Annotated in this window: 21 protein-coding genes and 1 riboswitch; of the genes, 9 read left to right on the forward strand and 12 right to left on the reverse strand. The window is 62.1% G+C overall.

Annotated elements, in window-relative coordinates; all coding sequences use genetic code 11:
* Positions 1 to 139: 139 nt before the first annotated feature.
* Positions 140 to 1051: an oxygen-dependent coproporphyrinogen oxidase gene (hemF, locus tag ASD00_RS20860; protein WP_025427205.1), complete on the forward strand. Its 912-nt coding sequence runs from the start codon at positions 140 to 142 to the stop codon at positions 1049 to 1051.
* A 211-nt stretch (positions 1052 to 1262) separates the two neighbouring features.
* On the opposite strand, the gene ASD00_RS20865 is transcribed toward hemF, so the two are convergent.
* Entirely contained in the window at positions 1263 to 1439 is a 177-nt protein-coding gene (locus ASD00_RS20865; protein WP_156407975.1) for a hypothetical protein, read from the reverse strand.
* Between the two features lie 156 nt (positions 1440 to 1595).
* Between ASD00_RS20865 and ASD00_RS20870 the strand changes: the two genes are divergently transcribed.
* The gene (locus ASD00_RS20870) at positions 1596 to 1868 is read left to right on the forward strand and encodes a BON domain-containing protein (RefSeq protein WP_025427207.1); all 273 of its coding nucleotides are present in this window, start codon (positions 1596 to 1598) and stop codon (positions 1866 to 1868) included.
* A 7-nt stretch (positions 1869 to 1875) separates the two neighbouring features.
* Here ASD00_RS20870 and ASD00_RS20875 read toward each other — a convergent pair whose 3' ends face one another.
* The 4 genes from ASD00_RS20875 to ASD00_RS20890 form a co-directional block, all read right to left on the reverse strand.
* The gene (locus ASD00_RS20875; protein WP_025427208.1) at positions 1876 to 2493 is read right to left on the reverse strand and encodes an ABC-type transport auxiliary lipoprotein family protein; all 618 of its coding nucleotides are present in this window, start codon (positions 2491 to 2493) and stop codon (positions 1876 to 1878) included.
* Between the two features lie 91 nt (positions 2494 to 2584).
* A complete protein-coding gene (locus ASD00_RS20880) occupies positions 2585 to 3955 on the reverse strand; it encodes an MlaD family protein (RefSeq protein ID WP_025427209.1) in 1371 nt (456 codons plus the stop codon).
* A gap of 102 nt (positions 3956 to 4057) precedes the next feature.
* On the reverse strand, positions 4058 to 4867 hold the full coding sequence (locus tag ASD00_RS20885; protein WP_057208693.1) for an ABC transporter ATP-binding protein: 810 nt from the start codon (positions 4865 to 4867) through the stop codon (positions 4058 to 4060).
* 13 nt (positions 4868 to 4880) lie between these two features.
* The gene (locus ASD00_RS20890) at positions 4881 to 6035 is read right to left on the reverse strand and encodes an MlaE family lipid ABC transporter permease subunit (protein WP_025427211.1); all 1155 of its coding nucleotides are present in this window, start codon (positions 6033 to 6035) and stop codon (positions 4881 to 4883) included.
* A 138-nt stretch (positions 6036 to 6173) separates the two neighbouring features.
* On the opposite strand from ASD00_RS20890, the gene dgcA reads away from it, so the two are divergent.
* Positions 6174 to 7157, forward strand: coding sequence for an N-acetyl-D-Glu racemase DgcA (gene dgcA / locus ASD00_RS20895; RefSeq protein WP_025427212.1), 984 nt, complete (start codon positions 6174 to 6176; stop codon positions 7155 to 7157).
* On the opposite strand, the gene ASD00_RS20900 is transcribed toward dgcA, so the two are convergent.
* Entirely contained in the window at positions 7109 to 8329 is a 1221-nt protein-coding gene (locus ASD00_RS20900; RefSeq protein WP_025427213.1) for an MFS transporter, read from the reverse strand. The genes dgcA and ASD00_RS20900 overlap by 49 nt on opposite strands.
* Positions 8330 to 8434: 105 nt before the next feature.
* Positions 8435 to 9274 carry a UDP-2,3-diacylglucosamine diphosphatase gene (locus tag ASD00_RS20905; protein ID WP_025427214.1) on the reverse strand — a complete coding sequence of 280 codons (840 nt, stop codon included), beginning with the start codon at positions 9272 to 9274 and terminating at the stop codon, positions 8435 to 8437.
* Positions 9275 to 9449: 175 nt separating this feature from the next.
* Here ASD00_RS20905 and ASD00_RS20910 point away from each other — a divergent pair, with 175 nt between their 5' ends.
* The 4 genes from ASD00_RS20910 (at position 9450) to ASD00_RS20925 (ending at position 14733) form a co-directional block, all read left to right on the forward strand.
* Positions 9450 to 11762, forward strand: a complete 2313-nt coding sequence (locus tag ASD00_RS20910; protein WP_025427215.1) for an NADP-dependent malic enzyme — start codon at positions 9450 to 9452, stop codon at positions 11760 to 11762.
* A 176-nt stretch (positions 11763 to 11938) separates the two neighbouring features.
* The gene (locus ASD00_RS20915; RefSeq protein ID WP_025427216.1) at positions 11939 to 12676 is read left to right on the forward strand and encodes a LuxR family transcriptional regulator; all 738 of its coding nucleotides are present in this window, start codon (positions 11939 to 11941) and stop codon (positions 12674 to 12676) included.
* 154 nt (positions 12677 to 12830) lie between these two features.
* Positions 12831 to 13475, forward strand: a complete 645-nt coding sequence (locus tag ASD00_RS20920) for an acyl-homoserine-lactone synthase (protein WP_025427217.1) — start codon at positions 12831 to 12833, stop codon at positions 13473 to 13475.
* Between the two features lie 187 nt (positions 13476 to 13662).
* Positions 13663 to 14733: a DUF2865 domain-containing protein gene (locus tag ASD00_RS20925; protein WP_025427218.1), complete on the forward strand. Its 1071-nt coding sequence runs from the start codon at positions 13663 to 13665 to the stop codon at positions 14731 to 14733.
* On the opposite strand, the gene bluB is transcribed toward ASD00_RS20925, so the two are convergent.
* The 3 genes from bluB to ASD00_RS20940 form a co-directional block, all read right to left on the reverse strand.
* Positions 14642 to 15433, reverse strand: a complete 792-nt coding sequence (gene bluB, locus ASD00_RS39045; RefSeq protein ID WP_057214315.1) for a 5,6-dimethylbenzimidazole synthase — start codon at positions 15431 to 15433, stop codon at positions 14642 to 14644. The genes ASD00_RS20925 and bluB overlap by 92 nt on opposite strands.
* 44 nt (positions 15434 to 15477) lie before the next feature.
* Positions 15478 to 15687, reverse strand: a riboswitch (cobalamin riboswitch).
* Between the two features lie 77 nt (positions 15688 to 15764).
* Positions 15765 to 16586, reverse strand: a complete 822-nt coding sequence (locus ASD00_RS20935) for an SDR family oxidoreductase (RefSeq protein ID WP_025427220.1) — start codon at positions 16584 to 16586, stop codon at positions 15765 to 15767.
* Between the two features lie 91 nt (positions 16587 to 16677).
* Complete coding sequence (locus tag ASD00_RS20940) at positions 16678 to 17871, reverse strand: phytanoyl-CoA dioxygenase family protein (protein ID WP_057208695.1); 1194 nt, start codon at positions 17869 to 17871, stop codon at positions 16678 to 16680.
* A 100-nt stretch (positions 17872 to 17971) separates the two neighbouring features.
* Here ASD00_RS20940 and ASD00_RS20945 point away from each other — a divergent pair, with 100 nt between their 5' ends.
* Positions 17972 to 18997 carry a LacI family DNA-binding transcriptional regulator gene (locus ASD00_RS20945; protein ID WP_025427222.1) on the forward strand — a complete coding sequence of 342 codons (1026 nt, stop codon included), beginning with the start codon at positions 17972 to 17974 and terminating at the stop codon, positions 18995 to 18997.
* A gap of 34 nt (positions 18998 to 19031) precedes the next feature.
* On the opposite strand, the gene ASD00_RS20950 is transcribed toward ASD00_RS20945, so the two are convergent.
* Together ASD00_RS20950 and ASD00_RS20955 are read right to left on the reverse strand one after the other, a co-directional pair.
* Entirely contained in the window at positions 19032 to 19997 is a 966-nt protein-coding gene (locus ASD00_RS20950) for a quinone oxidoreductase (RefSeq protein WP_025427223.1), read from the reverse strand.
* Between the two features lie 12 nt (positions 19998 to 20009).
* Entirely contained in the window at positions 20010 to 20498 is a 489-nt protein-coding gene (locus tag ASD00_RS20955; protein WP_025427224.1) for a 2,4'-dihydroxyacetophenone dioxygenase family protein, read from the reverse strand.
* Positions 20499 to 20609: 111 nt separating this feature from the next.
* On the opposite strand from ASD00_RS20955, the gene ASD00_RS20960 reads away from it, so the two are divergent.
* Positions 20610 to 21281, forward strand: a complete 672-nt coding sequence (locus ASD00_RS20960; RefSeq protein ID WP_025427225.1) for an XRE family transcriptional regulator — start codon at positions 20610 to 20612, stop codon at positions 21279 to 21281.
* Position 21282 lies beyond the last annotated feature (1 nt).

Below are 21282 nucleotides of genomic sequence, written 5' to 3' on the forward strand. Positions count from 1 at the left end.
ATCGAATCTGATTTAAGGAATTATGCAGTAGCCCGATGGCCCCTCCGCCGTTGCCAATCCGGCGGAAATATGAACTGTGGCCCATATCAACGAATCGGCGGCTTTCCGGCGCGCAAAGCCGCGAACAGGACAAATTTTCATGGAACGACCGCAACTACCCCAGGGGCTGCCTGCCGATATCGAAGACAAGAAGGCAGCAGCCAGAGCCTGGTTCGAAAGCCTGCGCGATACGATCTGCGCCGCTTTCGAGGCTGTCGAAGACGACCTGACCGGCCCGCTGTCCGACCGTGAACCGGGCCGCTTTGTCGGCAAGGAATGGAGCCGGGACGGCGGCGAAGGCGGCGGCGGTCGCATGTCGATGATGGAAGGTCGCGTCTTCGAGAAGGTCGGCGTACACACCTCGACCGTCTTCGGCGAATTCTCACCGGAATTCCGTGAGCAGATCCCCGGCGCCAGCGAAGACCCACGCTTCTGGGCATCGGGTATCTCGCTGATCGCGCATCCCGTGAACCCCAATGTGCCGGCCGTTCACATGAACACCCGCATGGTCGTCACCACCAGCAACTGGTTCGGCGGTGGCGCAGACCTGACGCCGGTGCTCGACCGCCGCCGCGTCATGACCGACCCTGACACGCAGCTGTTCCACCGCGCGATGGAGATCACCTGCAACCGTCACTCGGTGGCTGATCACGCCAGGTACAAGCAGTGGTGCGACGAGTACTTCTTCCTGAAGCACCGCAACGAGCCGCGCGGGACCGGTGGCATCTTCTACGATTGGCTTCAGTCTCCGGCCGAGCAAGGCGGTTGGGACGCGGACTTCGCCTTCACGCGTGATGTCGGCAAGGCGTTCGCGCTTGTCTACCCCAAGATCGTGCGCACCAATTTCAATACGCCCTGGACCGAGGAAGATCGCGACGAGCAGCTCGTGCGTCGCGGCCGCTATGTCGAGTTTAACCTGCTCTACGACCGCGGCACCATCTTCGGCCTGAAGACCGGCGGCAATGTCGAGTCGATCCTCTCGTCCCTGCCCCCGGTCGTGCGCTGGCCCTAAAAAATTTCTACTGCATGTTTCCTTAAATCCTATTCGATTTAAGGATAAAAACACGCAGCAACTCAAGGTGCTACAGCGACCTTTGCGCGTCTCATAAGACGCGCGGCGCTGTAGGAAAAGTGCGAAGCGGTTTCCGTCAGGAAATACTTGGAAATGAAGAGATAGAGCGTTTCTGAGGCTCCTTTTGAACGAAACCGAAGGTGCGCGGACGTCATTTGCAGATGCGCACCTTCTTGATCACCACCCGGCCATAGGCGCCATAGGTCTGCACCGTCTTGACCACGCAGGTCTGTCGATAACCGTAGCTGTAGTTGCCGGCTTTTGCCGGAATGGCGAGAGCAATGACAGTCGTCATCGCGAGCGCGACGGCGAAGAGAGAATGGCGCATGAATGGTTCCCCGTTCGAATTCTGCGGCCAGGAATGACGTGCGATCCGCATGTCCGAGCCATCGCACGAAAGCCTGGATTGCGCTGTTTCGATTGGAACAGCTGAACAAATCGTCGAGCGCCGCGTTGTCCTTCCATCGAGGAAGGGGGCCGGACCATGATCTTCAAGAAGCGCACATTTCACGGCAGCGAACCGGATCGCAGCACCGGGGATCACCCCGCCGAGCTGGAACGTCGCGTGGCGCATGGCCTTGCGGTGACGCCCGGGCTCGATGCATCCGACGTCACGGTTGTCTGCCAGGGAAATACGATCGTGCTTGCGGGGCATGTCGCCACGAAGGCCGAATCCGCCCGCGCCGAAGAAGCCGCAAGACTGACGAAGGGGGTGGCAGAAGTGGTCAACCGCATCGAGGCGGCAGAGGGAAGATAGGACTGGCTCAGATAGAACCGAGCGTCCAGCCGACGATCTCGGATGCGACCGTCGCGAACGCCTGATCGAGGGCCCTGACGAAGGCCGGGTTGCCGGTGCCCTTGACGCCGGCCGTGGCGCGGAATGCCTTCTGCGCCCGCACAGTGCCGTTCCGGTCATTGACGATCTTTGCAAAGATCTCGACGACCGCCGTATCGGCGCCTTCGGTCGAGATCTCGAAGGAGCGGATCTCGCTGATCACCTGATAGTCGATCGCCAGCCCCTCGCCGGGCTTGCCGACGCCCGCCACCTTGCCGGTATTCTCGAACGCCTGAACCAGCTTTGCCTGCACCATGCGCGGCAGGCGGTCGCTCCATTGTGCCTTGGACAGATACTGCAGCTCCGAACCGGAAAGACGGATGACGACCTGGTCGCTGTCGAGCGCTTTCAGCGCCGTCGGTTCCGGCACGAGTATCTGCTTGCTGGTCGCAGCCCGTCCTTCGACGACCGGCGACGCGGAAAGGCTGAATGTATCGTTGACGGCAGCACCGGCGCCGCACCCGGCCAACAAGACAGCCAGCGTGAAAACCAGGGCAGAGCGTTTCGCTCCCGTCTCACGCATACACACCAGCCCCGGAAAATTCATACTGCCCAAACCCTTGTCCAATTCGCAGCACCTTAGAGCGCTCTTTAATGAAAGCAACCCGCCGGCCCCACCCGGCTTTGTCTTACCTGATTCAGCGTCGGGTGCGACCATCGTATTGCTTGACTGTTTCGCCGCCGAACAGCAGGCGTTGCGGATTCTTGTCGAATGTCGAAATCGTATTCTCGAGGCTCTGCACGGTGCGACGTGTATCGGTCACCAGTGCCTCGACATCGCGAAGGCCGGAGCCGGAGAACCGCTTCAGATTGTCTGCAATCGGGCCGATCTGGGCGTTGAGGTTGTCGGCCATCTTGCGGAACGATTCGAGCGTGGTGCGCGCCTCGGCCGAAAGCGACGGTGCGTCGGCATCGCCGAGGAACCCATCGACCTTGACGAGGATGCTGTCGACGCGGCTGGAGGCAGCATTCAGCTTGCTGGCCATCTGGGTCACGTCGGTGATCGTGCGATCGATGTCCTGCTGGCGCGCCGTGATCTTCTCGGCAAACTGCGTGATGTTGGCGACCGTCCTGCGGGCGTCGGCACTTGCTGCCGAAATGTCGTTGACAACAAGTTCGACCTTCTGCTTGTCGACGGCAGCCACCAGCGTATCGACGCGCTCGAGCGTCTTCTGCGCATTCTTGCCGAACTGGTCATAAGTCTCGACCGTGCGCTTGAACGCTGCAATGGTTTCGGAAACGCCGCCTGAGGCGGCCTTCAGGTCATTGCTAAGCTGCTCAACGTTGCTGACGATATGATCGATCTTTTTCGGATCGACCGACTTCACCAGCACGTCGGCCGAGGCAAGGGTCGAATCAAGCTTCTTCGACGCGGCATTGATCGATGCCGAAAGCTCGGTCACGCTTTTCAGGAAGTCGTCGATTGCGCCGGAATTGTCGGCAAGCGCCTTGGAGAATTTCTCGGCATTGCCGATCGTGCTGGTCAGGGGGCCGCGCACGTCCTTGACGAAGCCCTGGATGTCGCTGATCGCATCGTCGGCGCGGTCCATGATCTTGTCCGCTGTCGCGAGCAAGCTGGTGACGCTCGACTGGTCGGCAAGAATGCGCGCCTGCGTACCATTTTCAACGGCGCTGCGCAGGATGTTCTCATCGCCCTTGTTGCCACCGCTCAGCTCGATATAGGCAGAACCCGTCAAACCTTGCACTTCGAGCGTCGCCTTGGTCGATTTCAGCACGGGCGCATCGATGGAGACTTCCGTGACAGCAATCGAGTAACGCGGATCGTTGGCGTCGATCGCCAGATTGCGCACCGAGCCGACGGGAATGCCGTTGAAGCGAACAGGCGAGCCGACGGAGAGCCCGTTGGCGGAACCCGGAATGTTGACGACCAGCTCGACCATCTCGCCGCTGCGGCCGTATTGCGACATCCAGTAGACGAAGCCGAAGGCAGCCGCGATCACGAACACCGTGAAGAAGCCGACAATGGCGTAGTTCGCTTTAGTTTCCATTCGTCCCGACTACCTCAGTGGCCATCCTATCGGCCGTTCTTCTGCTTCAGACACCCCGGAAGATGTCCAAGACACCCGGGATCGCCCGCCGGCTTCCTGACGCTATTCGTCGTGCCGCACGATCGACCGCGCCCGTTTGCCCCGGAAATAGGACTGCACCCAAGGATCGTCACAGGCCAACATGTCCTCGACGGTCCCCTCGACCAGAACCTTCTTGTTTCCGAGCACCGCAATGCGATCGCAAACCGAAAACAGGCTGTCGAGGTCGTGAGTCACCATATACACGGTCAATCCGAGCGTGTCGCGCAGCTTGGCGATCAACTCATCGAACTCGGCCGCGCCGATCGGGTCGAGGCCTGATGTCGGCTCGTCGAGAAAGACGAGATCGGGGTCGAGCGCGAGCGCGCGGGCAAGTGCGGCTCGCTTGATCATGCCGCCCGAAAGCTCGGATGGGTATTTGTCGGCCGCCTCCGGCGCCAGACCTACCAGCTCGATCTTCACGCGCGCCAGTTCGTCCATCAGGCTCTGCGGCAGGTCGAGATATTCGCGCATCGGCACCTGGATGTTTTCACGCACCGTGAGGGCCGAAAAGAGTGCGCCGTGCTGAAAAAGCACGCCGAGACGCATGTCGAGCGCGATCCGGTCAACCTCGGACATCCTGTCGTATTCCGCGCCAAGGATCTTGATCGTGCCGGAGCGCTTGGCCAGAAGCCGCAGCACCGTGCGCATCAACACCGACTTTCCGGTACCCGAGGCACCGACGAAGCCGAGGATTTCGCCGCGAAAAATCTCGAGGTTGAGCTTGTCGAGCACGATGTGGGAGCCGAAGCCGACCGTCAGGTCGCGCACGGACAGAACCGCTTCGTGTTCGTAGGCCGGATCCTGCTGTCTTTCCGTGGCTGCTGTGCTCATCGTTCCATCCGCCTCAGAAATCGATCGCTGCGTAGAACATGGCAAACAGGCCGTCGATCAGGATCACCACGAAGATCGATTTGACCACCGAAGAGGTCACGTGGCGGCCAAGCGATTCGGCGCTGCCGCCAACCTTCAGGCCTTCGACTGCCGCCACCACGCCGATGATCAGCGCCATGAACGGCGCCTTGATCATGCCTGCCGCAACCGATGAGAAATCCACGGCCTCCTGCAGGCGCGACAGGAAGGTCGCAACGGTGATGCCCGAATAGGTCCAAGCGACCAGCGCCGCACCGGTCAGTGCTGCGAAGTTGGCAATGATGGTCAGGAGCGGCAACGCGATCGTCAGCGCCACGAGGCGCGGAAACACCAAGACGCCGACGGGGCTGAGGCCCATGACCTTCAGCGCGTCCACCTCCTCGCGCATCTTCATCGAACCGATCTCGGCCGTGATCGCGCTGCCCGAACGCCCGGCGATCATGATGGCGGTCAGCAGCACGCCGATTTCGCGCAGTTGCAGGATGCCGACCAGATCGACGACGAAGACTTCGGCGCCGAAATAACGCAGCTGGAATGCGCCTTGCTGCGCAATGATCGCACCGATCAGGAAGGACATCAGCATGATGATCGGCACGGCCTTGACGCCCATGCGGTCGATCTGGTGAACGATGGCCGCCGGCGAGACGCCACTGTGCCGCCCGAGCTTGAGCTGGGCACCGCGAACCGCCGAGCCGAGAATGTACATCGCCGCGACGGTATCGTTCCAAGTGGCGATCATCACCTCGCCGACCGGTGCGAACAGCCGCTGGAACAGCGGAAGATGTTCGCTTTCGTCCTCCGGTGCCGGCAGTTCCGCCGGTAGCGCGCCGATCAGCTCGACATAGCGTTGACCGCCGTCGACGAACTGGATCTCGTCCTTTTCAGGTCCGGCAAGCCGCGTCATGAAGCGCCGGATGATCCAGGCGCCGGCCGTGTCCATAGCCGTCACACCCGACAGATCGAACTGCCTGACGCTGCTGCCCTTGCGCGCAAGCTGTTCGAGCTTGGCGGCCATGGCTTCAGCTGTCTCGTGCCGCCAGACGCCTGAAAAGACATACGCGCGTTCCGAGCCTCCGGCGTCTCCACTGAGCGCGACATCCGCAACGATCTTGGTCTGGGAACGCGTCACCTGGTCTCTGTCATCCCGATTTGCTAACCGCTCGTAAAAGCTTGCTCCGTCATAACGGCTCACATCCTTGATGTCATCCTGACGAAGCCGGTAACATCAAGACCTAAGCGCCAGATAGGCCCCGCCGGAGAAGATTTCATGTCAACTGTGCTCGAAGCGACAACCGAAGACTTCCCGATTGCGGGCACATTCACGATTTCACGCGGTTCGAAGACCACGGCAAGCGTCGTGACATGCCGAATCACCAAGGACGGCACCAGCGGTTGGGGGGAATGCGTACCCTATGGCCGCTACAACGAAACCATTGCCTCGGTGCTCGCCGAAATCGAAGCCATATGCCCGCAGATCGAACAAGGCCTGACGCGCCCGGAGCTACAGTCGGCGATGAAGCCGGGTGCGGCCCGCAATGCGGTCGACTGTGCGTTGTGGGATCTGGAAGCAAAGCAGAAAGGCAAATCTGTCCATGAGCTTGCCGGTCTCTCCTCACCTGGCACATTGACGACGGCCTATACGCTGTCGCTTGCCGAGCCCGATGCGATGCGCAACCAGGCCGCACAATATGCCCACCGCGCGCTGCTCAAGATCAAGGTCGGCACATCAGACGATGCCTCCCGCATCCGCGCCGTGCGCGAGGGTGCGCCGGAGAGCCGCATCATTCTCGATGCCAATGAAGGCTGGACGCCCGACAGCCTCGCCTATCACTTCGCCATCTGCGCCGAGCAGCGCATCGACCTGATCGAACAGCCGCTTGCCGCCGGCCATGATCAGGCCCTGGCCACGATCGCCCGCCCCGTTCCGGTGTGTGCCGACGAGAGCGTGCACGCGACCGGCGACCTCTCGGCCCTGGTCGATCGCTATGACGCCGTCAACATCAAGCTCGACAAGACGGGCGGCCTGACGGAGGCGCTTCGCATGCGCGATGCGGCAACGTCGCTCGGCCTCAAGGTGATGGTCGGCTGCATGGTCGGAACCTCGCTCGGCATGGCACCGGCAATCCTGGCGGCGCAGGGCGCGGATTTCGTCGATCTCGACGGGCCCCTGCTTCTGGCACGCGATCGCACGCCCGGCCTGCGCTACGAAGCCTCGCTGGTCTTTCCGCCGGAACCACGCCTCTGGGGCTGAAGATACCAGGCGGCAACGGCAAAGCAGCAGCCGGCAAAGGCGACGACCGACATCGAATAGAACCCGTTCACCCCGTACCAGGCGTAGAGATAGCCGGACAGGAAGGTGAGGATCGCCGTGAAAATGCCGGTGTAGAAGAAATAGAGCCCCTGGGCCGATGCCTCCTGCTCCTCGACGACGCGCTCCACCAGCTTGTTCTGCATGCCGGTGTGCATGATCGCATAGGTGAAGGCGTGGAAGCACTGCAGCACGAAATAGCCGGAAAAGCCGAGATCCATCGGGAAGATGATCCAGCGCACGACCGCCAGCGAGCAGCCGGACAGGATCATCGTCCAGACGCTGAAGCGGCGGATGATCGCCTTGGCGAAGATGAACATCGTCACTTCAGCAGCAACGCCGGCACTCCAGAGGATGCCGATCTCCGTGCCGCTATAGCCGATATGCTGCCAGTAGATTGCCGAGAAAGCGAAGAGCATGGCGTGGCTGGCGTTCACCAGCGTCACGCCGATCAGCAATAGCTGCAGATCGAGCTGGCGCAACGATTGCGGCGGAGGCTCGGTCAGCGCCGTGATCGGTGACGGGCGCCGCGGTCGGCCGACCTTTGGCGCCGCAAAGGCCATCAGGATCGTCAGGCCGAAACCGACCGCCATCGCCGGCAGCACCATGTCGCCACCGAAGATGCCGATCATCCAGCCGCCGAGCATGGTTGCGCCGATGAAGGCGACGGAACCCCAAAGCCGCATCTGCGCATAATCGAAACCCCAGCGCCGGACGCCGGAAAGCGCGATCGCCTCGACGATCGGCACATAGGGCGAATAGACCGCCGATTGCAGCGTATAGATGATCAGAACCGGCCAGAACTCCCGGGCGTAGAACAGCACGAAAGCCGTCGCCAGCGACAGGAAACCTGACCAGATCAAAACGATCGTGCGCTCTCCGAGCCGATCGGCGATCACACCGGCAATTGGCGCGGTGATCACGCGTACGAACATCGGCAGCGCCAGCACGACGCCGATCTCGAAATCGCTCATGGAAAGCGTGCTCAACCAGACCGGAAAATACGGCATTGCGAAACCGTTGACGATCAACGGAGCGCAGAAGAGCAAGGCGATGCGAAGCGCAAAATGACGCGGCGGAGGGCCCACAGTTGCGGGCGCTTGGGAGGGAATCATGGGAGAACCTGATGGCTATCGGCCAGCAATAGCATAGCCCGCTGCCGGATCGCCATAACCTAGATTTCACTACAAGCGACGCTTGCGCCCTCGCCGGCGTTCCCGTCAGGCTGCCCGTTGCGTCAGCAGGTGCGCCAGAAGCCGTTCGGCTTCGGCCGTTCCCTCGGCCTCTGCGACGCCGCCGCGCATCTGATGCCAGGTGATCAGTTCCATGGTGCCGTCGTGGTGTTCGGCGATCGCCGTGCAGCTTTCGACCCAGTCGCCCGTGTTGATGTAGCGCACGTCGCCGATATCCTCGATGACCGCATGGTGGATATGGCCGCAGATCACGCCCTGCGCATCATGCCGCCGCGCCTCGTCGGCAACCACCTTCTGGAACTCACCGATAAAGTTGACGGCGTGCTTCACCTGCAGCTTCGCCCAGGAAGAGAACGACCAATAGGGCATGCCGAGCCGGCGACGAACGGCGGCCAGGCCGATATTGATGGCGATCGCCGTATCGTAGGCCCAGTCGCCGAGATAGGCGAGGATGCGCGCATTGCGCACGACCACATCGAATTCGTCGCCATGCAGCACCAGATAGTTGCGGCCGTCGGCACCCTTGTGCATATGGCGCTGCGCCACTTCGATGCCGCCGAAGTGAACACCCGGGAAATCGCGCATGAACTCGTCGTGATTGCCGGGGATATAGATGATGCGCGTGCCCTTGCGCGCCTTGCGCAGCAGCTTCTGGACGACGTCGTTGCAGTTCTGCGGCCAGTACCAGCTACGCTTCAACCGCCAGCCATCGACGATGTCGCCGACGAGAACGATGGTCTCAGCCTCGTGATGGCGCAGAAAATCAATAAGAAAGTCGGTCTTGGCGGCCTTGGAGCCGAGGTGGACGTCGGAGATGAACAACGTCCTGAGGTGTCTTACGGAATTGATTTGCGGTGCCGCCATCATACCAGCCTCGTCTTGATTGAGCCTTCTGGGGCCCGTCAAAACCAGACTCGTGTTTCAGGAAGATGACACGGACGCCGGCCGCTTCGTCGCACCGGCTTAAAAGAACCGCGCAAAAACTGTACGCGGTTCGCAATTCATGCCACAAGGCCACGTCCAAAAAAGAGGAATGCAGACTATGAGCACGGGCGACAAAACGAAATCCCAGACAGGTCCGGTCAGCGGCGACATCGACCAGCAGGCCCTTTTCTTCCACCGTTACCCTCGCCCTGGGAAGCTCGAAATTCAGCCCACCAAGCCGCTCGGCAACCAGCGCGATCTCGCGCTCGCCTATTCGCCCGGTGTGGCTGCGCCCTGCATCGCCATCCGCGACAATCCTGAAACGGCTGCCGACTACACGGCACGCGCCAACCTTGTCGCGGTCATTTCCAACGGCACGGCCGTTCTCGGCCTCGGCAATATCGGTCCGCTTGCCTCCAAGCCGGTCATGGAAGGCAAGGCCGTCCTGTTCAAGAAATTTGCCGGCATCGACGTCTTCGACATCGAGATCGACGCGGCGAGCATCGAGCGTATGGTCGATGTCATCTCGGCGCTCGAGCCGACCTTCGGCGGCATCAACCTCGAAGATATCAAGGCGCCGGAATGCTTCGAGGTCGAGCGCCAGTTGCGCGAAAAGATGCAGATCCCCGTCTTCCATGACGACCAGCATGGCACCGCGATCATCGTTGCGGCCGCAATCCTCAACGGTCTGGAACTGGCCGGCAAGGACATCGCCAAGGCCAAGATCGTTACCTCGGGTGCAGGTGCCGCAGCGCTCGCCTGTCTCAATCTGCTGGTCACGCTTGGCGCCAAGACCGAAAACATCTGGGTGCACGACCTCGAAGGCCTCGTCTACAAGGGCCGCGAAGTGCTGATGGACGAATGGAAGTCCGTATACGCGCAGGAAAGCGACAACCGGGTATTAGCCGACAGTATCGGCGGCGCCGACGTTTTCCTCGGTCTTTCCGCCGCTGGAGTCCTGAAACCGGAACTGCTGGTGCAGATGGCCGAAAAGCCACTGATCATGGCGCTCGCCAACCCCACGCCCGAGATCATGCCGGAGGCAGCGCGCGCGGCGCGCCCCGACGCGATGATCTGCACCGGCCGTTCGGATTTCCCCAACCAGGTCAACAACGTGCTTTGCTTCCCGCACATCTTCCGCGGTGCGCTCGACTGCGGCGCAAGCACGATCAACGAAGAAATGAAGATGGCGGCGGTCCGCGCCATTGCCGGCCTTGCCCGCGAGGAGCCGTCCGACGTGGCCGCCCGCGCCTATTCCGGCGAGACGCCGGTCTTCGGTCCCGATTACCTGATCCCCTCGCCCTTCGACCAACGCCTGATCCTCCGGATTGCGCCGGCGGTTGCCAAGGCTGCCGAGGAAAGCGGCGTCGCCACCCGCCCGATCCAGGACTACGACGCCTATCTCGACAAGCTGAACCGCTTCGTCTTCCGCTCGGGCTTCATCATGAAGCCGGTCTTTGCCGCCGCCAAGAATGCGCAGAAGAACCGCGTGATCTTCGCCGAAGGTGAAGACGAGCGCGTGCTGCGCGCCGCCCAGGTGCTGCTGGAGGAAGGCACGGCCCGCCCGATCCTGATCGGTCGTCCGCAGATCATCGAGACGCGCCTGCGTCGCTACGGCCTGCGCATTCGTCCGGATATCGATTTCGAGGTGGTCAACCCCGAGGGCGACCCGCGCTACCGCGACTACGTCGAGGACTATTTCGCCCTCGTCGGCCGTCTCGGTGTCATTCCGGAAGCTGCCCGCACGATCGTCCGCACCAACACCACCGTCATTGGGGCGCTTGCCGTCAAGCGCGGCGAAGCCGATGCGCTAATCTGCGGTGTCGAAGGGCGTTACAGCAAGCACCTGCGCGACGTCTCGCAGATCATCGGCAAGCGCGACGGCGTGCTCGATTTCTCGGCCCTCAGCCTGCTGATCTCGCAGCGTGGCGCCACGTTCTTCACCGACACCTATGTCAGCTACTGCCCGAGTGCCGAAGAAATCGCCCAGACCACCGTCATGGCGGCGCAGGAGATCCGGCGCTTCGGCATCACGCCACATGCCGCCCTGGTCTCGCATTCGAACTTCGGCTCGCGCGATTCCGAGAGTGCCACCAAGATGCGCCAGGCGCTTCAGCTTGTGCGCGAACTCGCGCCCGATCTGGAAGTCGATGGCGAAATGCACGGCGATTCGGCCATCTCCGAAGTGCTGCGTCAGCGCGTCATGCCCGACAGCACGCTCTCGGGCGAAGCCAACCTGTTGGTCTTCCCGAACCTGGATGCTGCCAACATCACGCTTGGCGTCGTCAAGACGATGACGGACAGCCTGCATGTCGGACCGATCCTGCTCGGCTCAGCACTGCCGGCGCACATCCTGTCGCCGTCCGTGACCTCGCGTGGCGTCGTCAACATGGCGGCACTCGCCGTCGTTGAAGCCAGCCATCCGGGCTAGCGACGCCCTCGTTTTTAAGGGCCGCCGCACCCGGCGGCCCTGTGATGCTGCCGCGACCCTGGGCAACAACCATTGTTTGCAAGGGTCGACAATCCACAGCAAATCGGCTGTCGGTTCTGGACAAAAGGTGAACCCCCAACCATTGTGGGGTTTAGCGCAAAAATCGGTGTTGTGGCATGACTGAACAACAGGCTGTCCTCGACATGCTGGAAATTCTGGAATGCGGAGGCTGTGTCGAGCCGGCCCATTTCTTTACGTTGATGCGCCGTACCTTTCGCATCGCTCATCTCCTATATCTTGAAGCTGAGCCCTATGCCGACGAGCTCAAGATCTGCCGGTTGCACCACACGTTCGGTGCCTACGCGGCCGAGCTTTATCTGACGCGGGAGCTCTACCGTATCGACCCGATCCTCAAGCTGGCGCTCGGTGGCGTCAGGCCTGTCGAATGGACGACGGCGCGCCACCGCTTTCCCGAATGCGAGCCATTGTTCAAGACGGCCGAAGAGATCGGCCTTTCCAGTGAAGGCGTCGCCCTGCCGCTGCCCTCGCCGGCCGGCCGCACCGCCTTGCTGGCCATCAACGTCAATATGTCGGCCGCGGAGTGGTCGATCTATCGGCGCAACCACTTGCGCGACTTCCAGCTCGCCGCCAACCTGTTTCATGCCGGCATGCTTGAAAACGCCGCCATGACAGGGGGGCTGAACACGCGCGATACGCGCCTCACAGGTCGCGAAACCGAGGTTCTCACCTGGTCGGCGGCCGGCAAGAGCTATTGGGAAATTGCCACCATTCTCGGCATTTCCGAACGCACCGTGCGTTTCTTCATGACCAATGCCCGCCGAAAGCTCAATGTTGTCTCCAACACGCAGGCCGTGGCCCAGGCCGTTCGCCATGCACTGATCCCGACGGTTTGACCCACCCTCAAGACGCTCCTCCTTCGCTCATCTGAAACCCCGTCTATATTTAGTGGGAAAAAACGGTTTCCGGAACTGTCGGTAGTGACAGTTTCGCCCCTGCCTGAGGACTGACAGCATCACGCCATCCCCCAAAACAAGGATGGAGAAGAAGATGATCAGGATCCTCAACGGCAGGACACGCGGACAGCACCCACAGTCCATCGACGAGATGTTCAAGCTGCGCAAGCGCGTCTTCCACGATTTCCTGAAATGGGACGTGCAGACCGATGGGGAATGGGAGATCGACAATTACGACAAGTCGAATCCGCTCTATATTCTGTCCTATTCGCCGGAGACGGGAAAACTGCGCGGATCGCTGAGATTGCTGCCGACGCTCGGCCCCAACATGCTGGACGATACGTTCCCGATCCTGCTTGGCGACAACCCTGAGATCCGCAGCGCCTCGATCTGGGAATCGAGCCGCTTCTGCATCGACCCGGAGATTTCTCAGGACCGCGCCTCCAACCAGGTGACCGTCGCCGCCGCAGAACTGATGTGCGGTGTCGGCGAACTCGGGCTGGCCTCCGGCATCAGCCATATCGTCACGGTGACCGATGTCTTCCTCGAGCGGATGTTCCGCCGCATGGGTTGCCCCGGCGAGCGCATCGCTGACCCGCACCGGATCGGCTCGGTCTATGCCGTAGCGGTCGCCTGGGAAGTGACGCCGTCGCTGCTCAGCGCCATGAAGGCCGTAGCGGCGATCGAAGGCACGGTTCTTGAACGGCCGATGTCGCTGGAGACGGCACGCGCCGCCTGATCTCTAACGCTCCTTCCGTTCCTCCCACCGGACGGAGCTGTTAACGCAATGCGAGGCTTGTCGTTGCACCGGCGGCGACAAGCCTTATGATAGGGCTGAAACAGGAAGTGCCGACAGCGACCGAACCCGGACAACAAGGGTGGCGCCGTGCGGTTGCAGGAATGGACGTTCGCCCGTGTTCCGGAACATGAAAACCCTAGCCGCGGCGACCTTGCCGCTGCTTCTGGTTCTTGCCGATCAGGCGCTGGCCTCCAGCGTGTGCGACCGCCTGAACACTCGGCTCGCCGAACTGCCCGCCGCCATCGAAACTACGGCCGATACCCGCGATTATGCGAGCGCGATTTCCCGACAGAACATCGAATTGCGCCGGGCGCGCAACGATCGCCGACGCGCCGGCTGCGGCACAGGCAGCGTCGTCGTCTTCAACGGCGGCGACCCGGATATCTGCACAGACATCAACAGTCTGATCGCCGAGATGGAAGACAATCTGCGCATCCTCAAATCGGAGCGCCAGCAGCTGATGTCAGGCGATGGAGACGATACGCGCCGGCGCATCCTCGCCGCCCTCGAGATCAACGGTTGCTATGGTGGCAGCGAGGAATTTGCGACCGCCGACCCGGACGAGCCGGAAACGTACCGCAACATCCTGCGCGATCTGCCGCCGGACGAAAGCTACGGACCAATGCTGCGGGACGGCGAAATGGGCACCTACCCGCCGGAAAGCGGCGTCTATTCCGGCACGCTTCGCACCATGTGCGTGCGCACTTGCGATGGCGCCTTCTTCCCGATCTCGTCCGAGGCAAGCCCTGTGGACTTCGCCCGCGACGAGCAGGCCTGCCGCGCCCGCTGCCCGGGTGCCGAAACAGAACTATTTTTCCACGACCTGGCGACCGAGGAGAGCGACCAGATGGTCTCCGCCTCGACGGGACGCCCCTATAAAGAACTGCCAAACGCCTTTGCCTATCGGACGCGCGGCGTCGGCAAGCCGGGCATTTGCGGTTGCCAGATTCCAAAGATCGCGACGACGCCCAAGGCTTCCAGTGGCAACACTGGCAACAGCGAATCGTCGATCATCGTCATCGAGGGCAAGAAGGAAGCGGCCGCCCCTACCGCCAAGGCGGCTGCGGAGGAGCGCCCCTACGATCCCGCCAAGAGCAAGGTGCGGGTCATCGGGCCGACGTTCCTTCCCCAGGAGGAAACGTCGATCGACCTTCGCCATCCGAAGGGTCCGGGCTACCAGCCGGTTCAGAGCAACTGATCGCAGCGTCTGCCTTTCGGCAGGTTCCCCAGCCTTCCTCGAACACCAGCTCCTCCAGCGGCAGCCGCTGGCGCCAGCCCTTAACCGCAAGTTCCGGCTCCTGGTAAAGGCGATCGACATATCCGAGGCAAAGCCAGGCGACGATCACGACATGATCGGGAATGCCGAGGATCGCCTTGATCTCATTTTCATGAAAGATACTGACCCAGCCGACACCAACGCCTTCGGCGCGCGCCGCAAGCCAGAGGTTCTGCACGGCACAGACGGTGGAATAGAGATCCATCTGCGGGTTATGGGTGCGCCCGAGAACGACCGCTCCACCGCGCGTGCGGTCGCAGGTGACGCAGATGCTCAAGGGTGCCTTGCGGATCCCCTCCAGCTTCAGGGAGCGGTATTTCGCTTGGCGGTCGCCATCGAACATCAATGCCGCTTCGTCGTTGGCGCGGGAAAAGGCCTGCCATACCCGCTCGCGGGTTTCGGCCTGCCGGACCACGACGAAATTCCACGGTTGCATGAAACCCACCGATGGCGCCCGGTGCGCAGCATTGAGCAGGCGCATCACCACATCGTCAGGCAAGGGTTCGGCCAGGAACTGATCCCGCACGTCCCGGCGCGTTTCGATGGCTCGATAGACGGCTTCGCGCTCGTCGGATGAAAAGGCCTCTGCAGCCGCAAGGCCGCCATTAGCGTCAGTCAGCATCGTTCGATCCCCAACAATGCACAACCTTCCGCCGTCCGCGCGGATATCGGTCTATCTTGCCAGGCCGGTCTTCTGACTTCGGATCAACCGGCCGCCTCACCTTCCCAGATCACATGAAGATCCAGTGGCAAGATCTTGAGCAAGCTCAAAATCCCTAGAGGCAGTCGTCCCCGTCACAGCGTTGGGCACGTTCCGGAATAACACCGGATTCCCGATTCTCCCGCGTTGCGGGCACCTGACGGCGTCATAAGGGCACAGCCCACAGGGAATGACAAGCAAGTCCGGCGTCGCTTGCCGGTCACTCCACAGGGCCTCGCGACAGCGTCAGATGTCAGAGCGGCGCGACCGGATGCGGCGAGCCGTCATAGCCGCCCCACACCGACTGGTCGAAGCAGATGACCGACCCCGTCATCAGGCCGGACTCATCCGACGAGAGATAGGCGCAGGCACGCGCGACTTCCTTGGGGTCGACAAGCCGACCGAAGGGTTGGCTGGCGGCCGCCTTTTCGAGCCAGTCGTCTGCCGCCCCATGAAATTCGCGCTGGATGCGGTCTTCCCCTTCGGACGCCATCCAGCCGATATTGAGGCCATTGACGCGAATGCGGTTGCGCAGCAGCGCATAGGAGGTGTTCTTGGTCAGCGTCTCCAGCGCCCCCTTCGACGAGCAATAGGCGGCGATAAACGGCTGACCGGCCATCGCCGACATCGAGCCAATATTGACGATGGTGCCCTGCGTGCCCTCCCGCCGCATCAGCTTTACCGCTTCCTGCATCAGGAAGAACGGTGCGCGCACATTGACAGCGAACATCCGGTCGAACAGTTCGGGGCTGGTGTCCAGGATGGTGCCGCGATCGGTGATCGCCGCCGCATTGACCAGCGCATCGACGCGCCCGAATGTGGCGTCGCAGGCGCTGACGACCTTGCGCGCGTCCTCGACCTTTTCGAGGTCTGCCTCGACATAAAGTACCTGCGCGCCGGTTGCCTTGCGGATCTGCTCGGCCTTCGCTTCGCCCTTGGCAACGTTGCGTCCACAGATGACGACACCTTTAGCCCCACGTTCCGCAAACAGGTTGGCGATCGTTGCGCCCAGCCCCTGCGTCCCGCCGGTGACGATGGCGATCTTGCCGTCGAGACGGCCATATTGCTCGGTCATGAAAGTCCTCCCAGAATTGAAAGTGAGATGAAAACAGGGCGACCGGCCCCCGCCGCAGAACGCCGGGGACCGGAAAGATCGATTCTGCCGTTCAGCTCAGCTTGCGCTGTGCCTGCTCGCCAAGCGCGCTTCTGAAATCCGCATCGCTCCACCTGCCTGCCAGCGCCTCATGCATCAGTTGCGCCTGGGTCTTCGGCGCGAGACCGCCCAGCGGCGGATCGCGATCGAGATTGGTCGGGAAGGAATAGCCCTCGGCACAGGACGCAATCGCATTGGCCGCCTCATCGGCCGAAAGCGTGCCGGATGCCACGAGTGCGGTCAGCGCCGGGTAGAGGGCTGCACTCATCCTGGCGCGATCGACGGTCTCCATCGCCCTCCCGAAGGCCGAGGAGACCTGGAGCAGGTTGGCGACGCGCTTGATATCAGTCGAATGATTGCTGCCGGCCGCATGGAAGAGAGCCGGGTTGAAGAAGACGACATCGCCCTTTTCCAACGGCAGCTGCACGTGATGCTGGTCGAAATAGGCCCGGAACTCCGGACGTTTCAACGCGAGATAGCCGGGCACGTAGGTCTGGCTATAGGGAAGGAAAAGCGTTGGACCGCTCTCGATCGGCATGTCGCAATGGGCAACGGCACCTTGCAACGTCAGCACCGGCGACAGCCTGTGCACATGAACAGGATACTGCTCGATGACATCAGAGGTCTGGAATCCCAGATGATAGTCGCGATGGGCCGCCTGCGACGCGCCGCCGGGATTGACGCGATTGACCTGCGCCGTCAGCTGGTAGTTCGGACCAAGCCAGGCTTCGCTGACGAGCGCGATGATGGCGTTGGCGTAATAGGCGGCAAAGTTCTCAGGGCTTTTCAGGCAGTGTTTTTCGAGCGAATTCCAGATCCTGTCGTTAGCGCCGGGCTTGGCAAAGTGGTCGCCGCCGCCACTGTTGGTGCGGTGTTGCTCGTCGATGATGGCGTCAAAGATGCCGCTGGCCGCATCGATGACTGATGTGTCGGCATAGGCGTGCTTGAACACCGCCACCCCGGGCCCGGTTGCCAGCACCTCGCAGATTTCGGCCAGGGCAGCGCGGCGCCCCTCGGTCGTGGCGCAGGCGGCAACCAGGCTGGCGCTGTCATAGATCAGCACATTTTTCTCGCAGGCGAGCGCGTGTGGATAATCAGCAAGGTTCGTCTGCCGCTCCACCTCCGCACGGAACGCCTCGATGTCGCAGGCATCCTCGCTCAGCCACACACGGTCGAGGCGCTGGCGCGCCCTGTTGTCGGTCTTCATCTCGTTCCTCCTCAGAAACTTTCGATGTCCCGACTATAGGCGGCGTGAGATCGTGATATAGAGCAGGAATCCATCAAAAAACCATCAGGAGAGTTCGTCGTTGGCACATCCGTTTCTGGTCAAGGATATCGCCTTTCAGGCGGGACTCAGCACCGCGACCGTCGACCGCGTCCTGAATGAACGTCCCGGCGTGCGCCGGCAGACGGCAGCCCGCGTGCGAGCCGCCATCCGCGAGCTGGAGAAGCAGCAATCGGGATCGGAGATGCAAGGCCAGAAGCGCGCGATCGATATCGTGATGGAGGCGCCGGAGCGCTTCACCGAGGCGGTCAGGCAGGCGTTCGAAACCGAGGCGCCGACCTTCATGCCGACCACGTTTCGCTGCCGGTTCCATTTTGCCGAGATCATGCGGCCGCACGACATCGCGCAGCTGCTCGACCGCGTCCGCCTGCGTGGGACCGACGGCGTCGTGTTGAAGGCACCTGATGTGCCCGAAATCGTTGGCGCCGTCGCCCGCCTCGAACAGGCGGGAATTGCGGTCGTCGCGCTTGTCACCGATCTGCCGAACTCGGCGCGCACCGCCTATGCCGGGGCCGACAACCGCGCGGCCGGCGAGACGGCGGCCTATCTCGTGGGCGAACGGTTCGCCGGGCAGGCAGCAACCGTGCTCGTGACGATTTCGAGCAGCCGTTTTCGTGGCGAGGAGGAACGCGAAATCGGCTTTCGCCGGGTGCTCCGCGAGCACTATCCGGCGATCCGCATCGTCGAGATCAGCGAAGGCTACGGCAAGGACGCCGAAACCGGTGTTCTTGCAGCAAGAGCGCTTGCGACAGACGCCGACATCAATGCCGCCTATTCGATCGGCGGCGGCAACCGCGCCGTGCTGGCCGCCTTCGAGCGCCTCGGCCGCGACTGCAGCCTGTTCATCGCTCATGACCTCGACCAGGACAATCTGGCGCTGCTGCGCCAACGCCGGATCCATTTCGTCCTGCATCATGACTTGCGCAGCGACGCCCGCATGACTTTTCGCGCTATTCTCGCACGACGGAGCGGCGCCGGGCAAAAGCTGGGCGGAAGCCGACTGTCGGCCGTCGAGGTGATTACACCCTACAACGTGCCCATCATTTGAAAGGCGGGCCCCGCGACGACACGGGGCCGGTCTCTCACTCCGGCAAAAGCACGATCTTTCCGGAAAAGCTGCGGTCTTCGAGCCGCGCATGGGCTGCCGCACCGTCCGACAGTGCGAAGGTCTCGATGCGCGGACGTTCGATGATACCAGCGCGCAGGGCCTGGAACAGACGCTCTGCCCGGCTTAGCCGTTGCTGCCGGTCTGTCAGAAAATCCCAGAGATCGCCGCCAACGACGGTTTTCGAATTTTCCATGAGATAGCGCGGATCGACCAGCGGCGCCGGCCCACCCGCCATGCCGAATGTCACCAGCGTGCCGCGCGAGCGCACCGCCGAGAGACTGTCGAGCAAGGTTATGCCGACCGAATCATAGGCGACATTGACCCCACCGGCGCTCAAGGTGCGCACCTTGTCCGGCCAGCCCTCGTCATATCCGAGCGCATGGGCAGCACCGGCGGCCTTGGCAAGGGCCTGCTTTTCCAGCGTCGAGGCCATGGCGATGACGCTTGCGCCCCGCGCGATGGCGAGCCGGATCAGCAATTGCCCAACGCCACCGCCTGCCGCCTGGACAAGAACCGTGTCACCGGCCCGGACGCTATAGCTGTCCTCAACCAGATACTGCGCCGTCAGCCCCTGCAGCAGGAGCGCTGCCGCCGCCTCGAAGCCGATATCAACAGGAAGCGGAATCGCCCGCTCCAAAGGCACGGTCACCCGCGTTGCATTGGCAAACGGCACGTCGGCAAACCCTATCCTGTCGCCGAGGGCGATGCCTTCAACGCCTTCACCGACCGCGATGACCTCACCGGCCCCTTCATAGCCGGCAATAAAGGGTGCCTTGCCGGCGAGCACATAATTGCCCTTGCGCCGGTAGATATCGGCGAAGTTCAGCCCGATCGCCCGCATGGCGAGCTGGATGTGGCCGGGCGGCACGGCCGGGTCGGCAACCTCGCGGTAGCTCAGCACCTCGGGCCCACCGAACGAGTCGAACACCAATGCATGCATGATCACTTCCCCCTATCGGATGAGCGTACGGACGAATTCGTCGCCGAGCCCGACGGACTTACAGTGTGCCGCATACCGATCGAGCCTGACGAGCACATCGTCATACCCTTCGGCGTTGCCGTCCTCGTCGAGATAGACCAGGGGGCCGAACACATGGAACAGCGCCTTCATATGCCCGGCCTCCGGATGCACGTAGAGCGTATGAATGTCTCCCGCCGGCTCGAAGATGAAGGTGCCGCGTCGTGCTATCCAGTCGCGCTCACGATACCCCCAAGTGCCCTCGAGCGTCCAACCGGTAACCGGATTGGAATGGCGATGCCGCTCGATCGTGCCGGCTCCCTTCGCCTTGAAGAGGCTGACCCAGCTCCCGCCGCGCACGTCAAACAGCAAGGGCAAGGAAAAGGCACTGTCGCCAAATGGCAGCCATCGCCGCTCGTCGGCCTCCGCATCGGCAACGAGCAGCTCGTCTACTCCATATCTGCTTTCGGCAATGTTGATCACAGTCCATCCTCCCGTTAACTTCAACAATTGGGAATTATCTACTATAGTGGATTTCGTCAACAGAATTGAGAATCGTCGATTTTGCCTCTATCTGTTGCGCGAGGAGACGCCATGCCGAAGCTGACCATCACCCGCCGCCCCGCCGAACAGAGATTGCGCACGACTGAGGAGCGTCCGGCCGAACTCGGTGCAAGGGTCAAGGAGCTCAGAATCGCGCGCGACTGGACACTAGAAGAGGCGAGCCAGCATATCGGCCTGTCGCGTTCGGCCCTGTCGAAGATTGAGCGCAACGAGATGTCACCGACGTTCCACGCCATGCAGAAGTTGGCAGCTGGATTCTCGCTCGACCTCCTGAGTTTTCTCGCCTCCGGCGAGGCAAGCCCGCCTGCCGGTCGGCGCAGCATCACCCGACAGGACGATGGTACCCGCCACGAAACGCCGAACTATGGTCTGCGGCTGTTGATGGAAGAGGTCCGCAACACCGCCTTCATGGCGGTGGAGGTTCTGGTCAGAGCACGATCGCTCGACCAGTTCCCGGATTGGGACCGGCATGACGACGAGGACTTCATGTATGTTCTCGAAGGCGATATCACGCTCTACACCGAACACTACGCGCCAGCCGTGCTGAAATCCGGCGACGCCGTCTACTTCGATGCGCGCCTTGGCCACGCCTGCATATCGACCAGCGACAACGATGCCCGGCTGTTGTGGGTGACCGCTCCGCTTGGCGGGCGCTTCAGCCGTTCAGACGATGACCATGCCGATGGAACGGCGTCGGCCTGAC

The organism is Ensifer sp. Root31 (genome assembly GCF_001424825.1).
Classification (GTDB): Bacteria; Pseudomonadota; Alphaproteobacteria; order Rhizobiales; family Rhizobiaceae; genus Ensifer; species Ensifer canadensis.

Bases quoted from the DNA above. Each gene is read 5' to 3' on its own strand.
- ASD00_RS20920 (WP_025427217.1), top strand. From the start codon at position 12,831: ATGATCAGGATCCTCAACGGCAGGACACGCGGACAGCACCCACAGTCC.
- ASD00_RS20925 (WP_025427218.1), top strand. From the start codon at position 13,663: ATGAAAACCCTAGCCGCGGCGACCTTGCCGCTGCTTCTGGTTCTTGCC.
- bluB (WP_057214315.1), bottom strand. From the start codon at position 15,433: ATGCTGACTGACGCTAATGGCGGCCTTGCGGCTGCAGAGGCCTTTTCA.
- ASD00_RS20880 (WP_025427209.1), bottom strand. From the start codon at position 3,955: ATGGAAACTAAAGCGAACTACGCCATTGTCGGCTTCTTCACGGTGTTC.
- ASD00_RS20915 (WP_025427216.1), top strand. From the start codon at position 11,939: ATGACTGAACAACAGGCTGTCCTCGACATGCTGGAAATTCTGGAATGC.
- ASD00_RS20910 (WP_025427215.1), top strand. From the start codon at position 9,450: ATGAGCACGGGCGACAAAACGAAATCCCAGACAGGTCCGGTCAGCGGC.
- ASD00_RS20940 (WP_057208695.1), bottom strand. From the start codon at position 17,871: ATGAAGACCGACAACAGGGCGCGCCAGCGCCTCGACCGTGTGTGGCTG.
- ASD00_RS20935 (WP_025427220.1), bottom strand. From the start codon at position 16,586: ATGACCGAGCAATATGGCCGTCTCGACGGCAAGATCGCCATCGTCACC.
- ASD00_RS20905 (WP_025427214.1), bottom strand. From the start codon at position 9,274: ATGATGGCGGCACCGCAAATCAATTCCGTAAGACACCTCAGGACGTTG.
- dgcA (WP_025427212.1), top strand. From the start codon at position 6,174: ATGTCAACTGTGCTCGAAGCGACAACCGAAGACTTCCCGATTGCGGGC.
- ASD00_RS20870 (WP_025427207.1), top strand. From the start codon at position 1,596: ATGATCTTCAAGAAGCGCACATTTCACGGCAGCGAACCGGATCGCAGC.
- ASD00_RS20900 (WP_025427213.1), bottom strand. From the start codon at position 8,329: ATGATTCCCTCCCAAGCGCCCGCAACTGTGGGCCCTCCGCCGCGTCAT.
- ASD00_RS20875 (WP_025427208.1), bottom strand. From the start codon at position 2,493: ATGAATTTTCCGGGGCTGGTGTGTATGCGTGAGACGGGAGCGAAACGC.
- ASD00_RS20960 (WP_025427225.1), top strand. From the start codon at position 20,610: ATGCCGAAGCTGACCATCACCCGCCGCCCCGCCGAACAGAGATTGCGC.
- ASD00_RS20885 (WP_057208693.1), bottom strand. From the start codon at position 4,867: ATGAGCACAGCAGCCACGGAAAGACAGCAGGATCCGGCCTACGAACAC.
- hemF (WP_025427205.1), top strand. From the start codon at position 140: ATGGAACGACCGCAACTACCCCAGGGGCTGCCTGCCGATATCGAAGAC.
- ASD00_RS20950 (WP_025427223.1), bottom strand. From the start codon at position 19,997: ATGCATGCATTGGTGTTCGACTCGTTCGGTGGGCCCGAGGTGCTGAGC.
- ASD00_RS20865 (WP_156407975.1), bottom strand. From the start codon at position 1,439: ATGCGCCATTCTCTCTTCGCCGTCGCGCTCGCGATGACGACTGTCATT.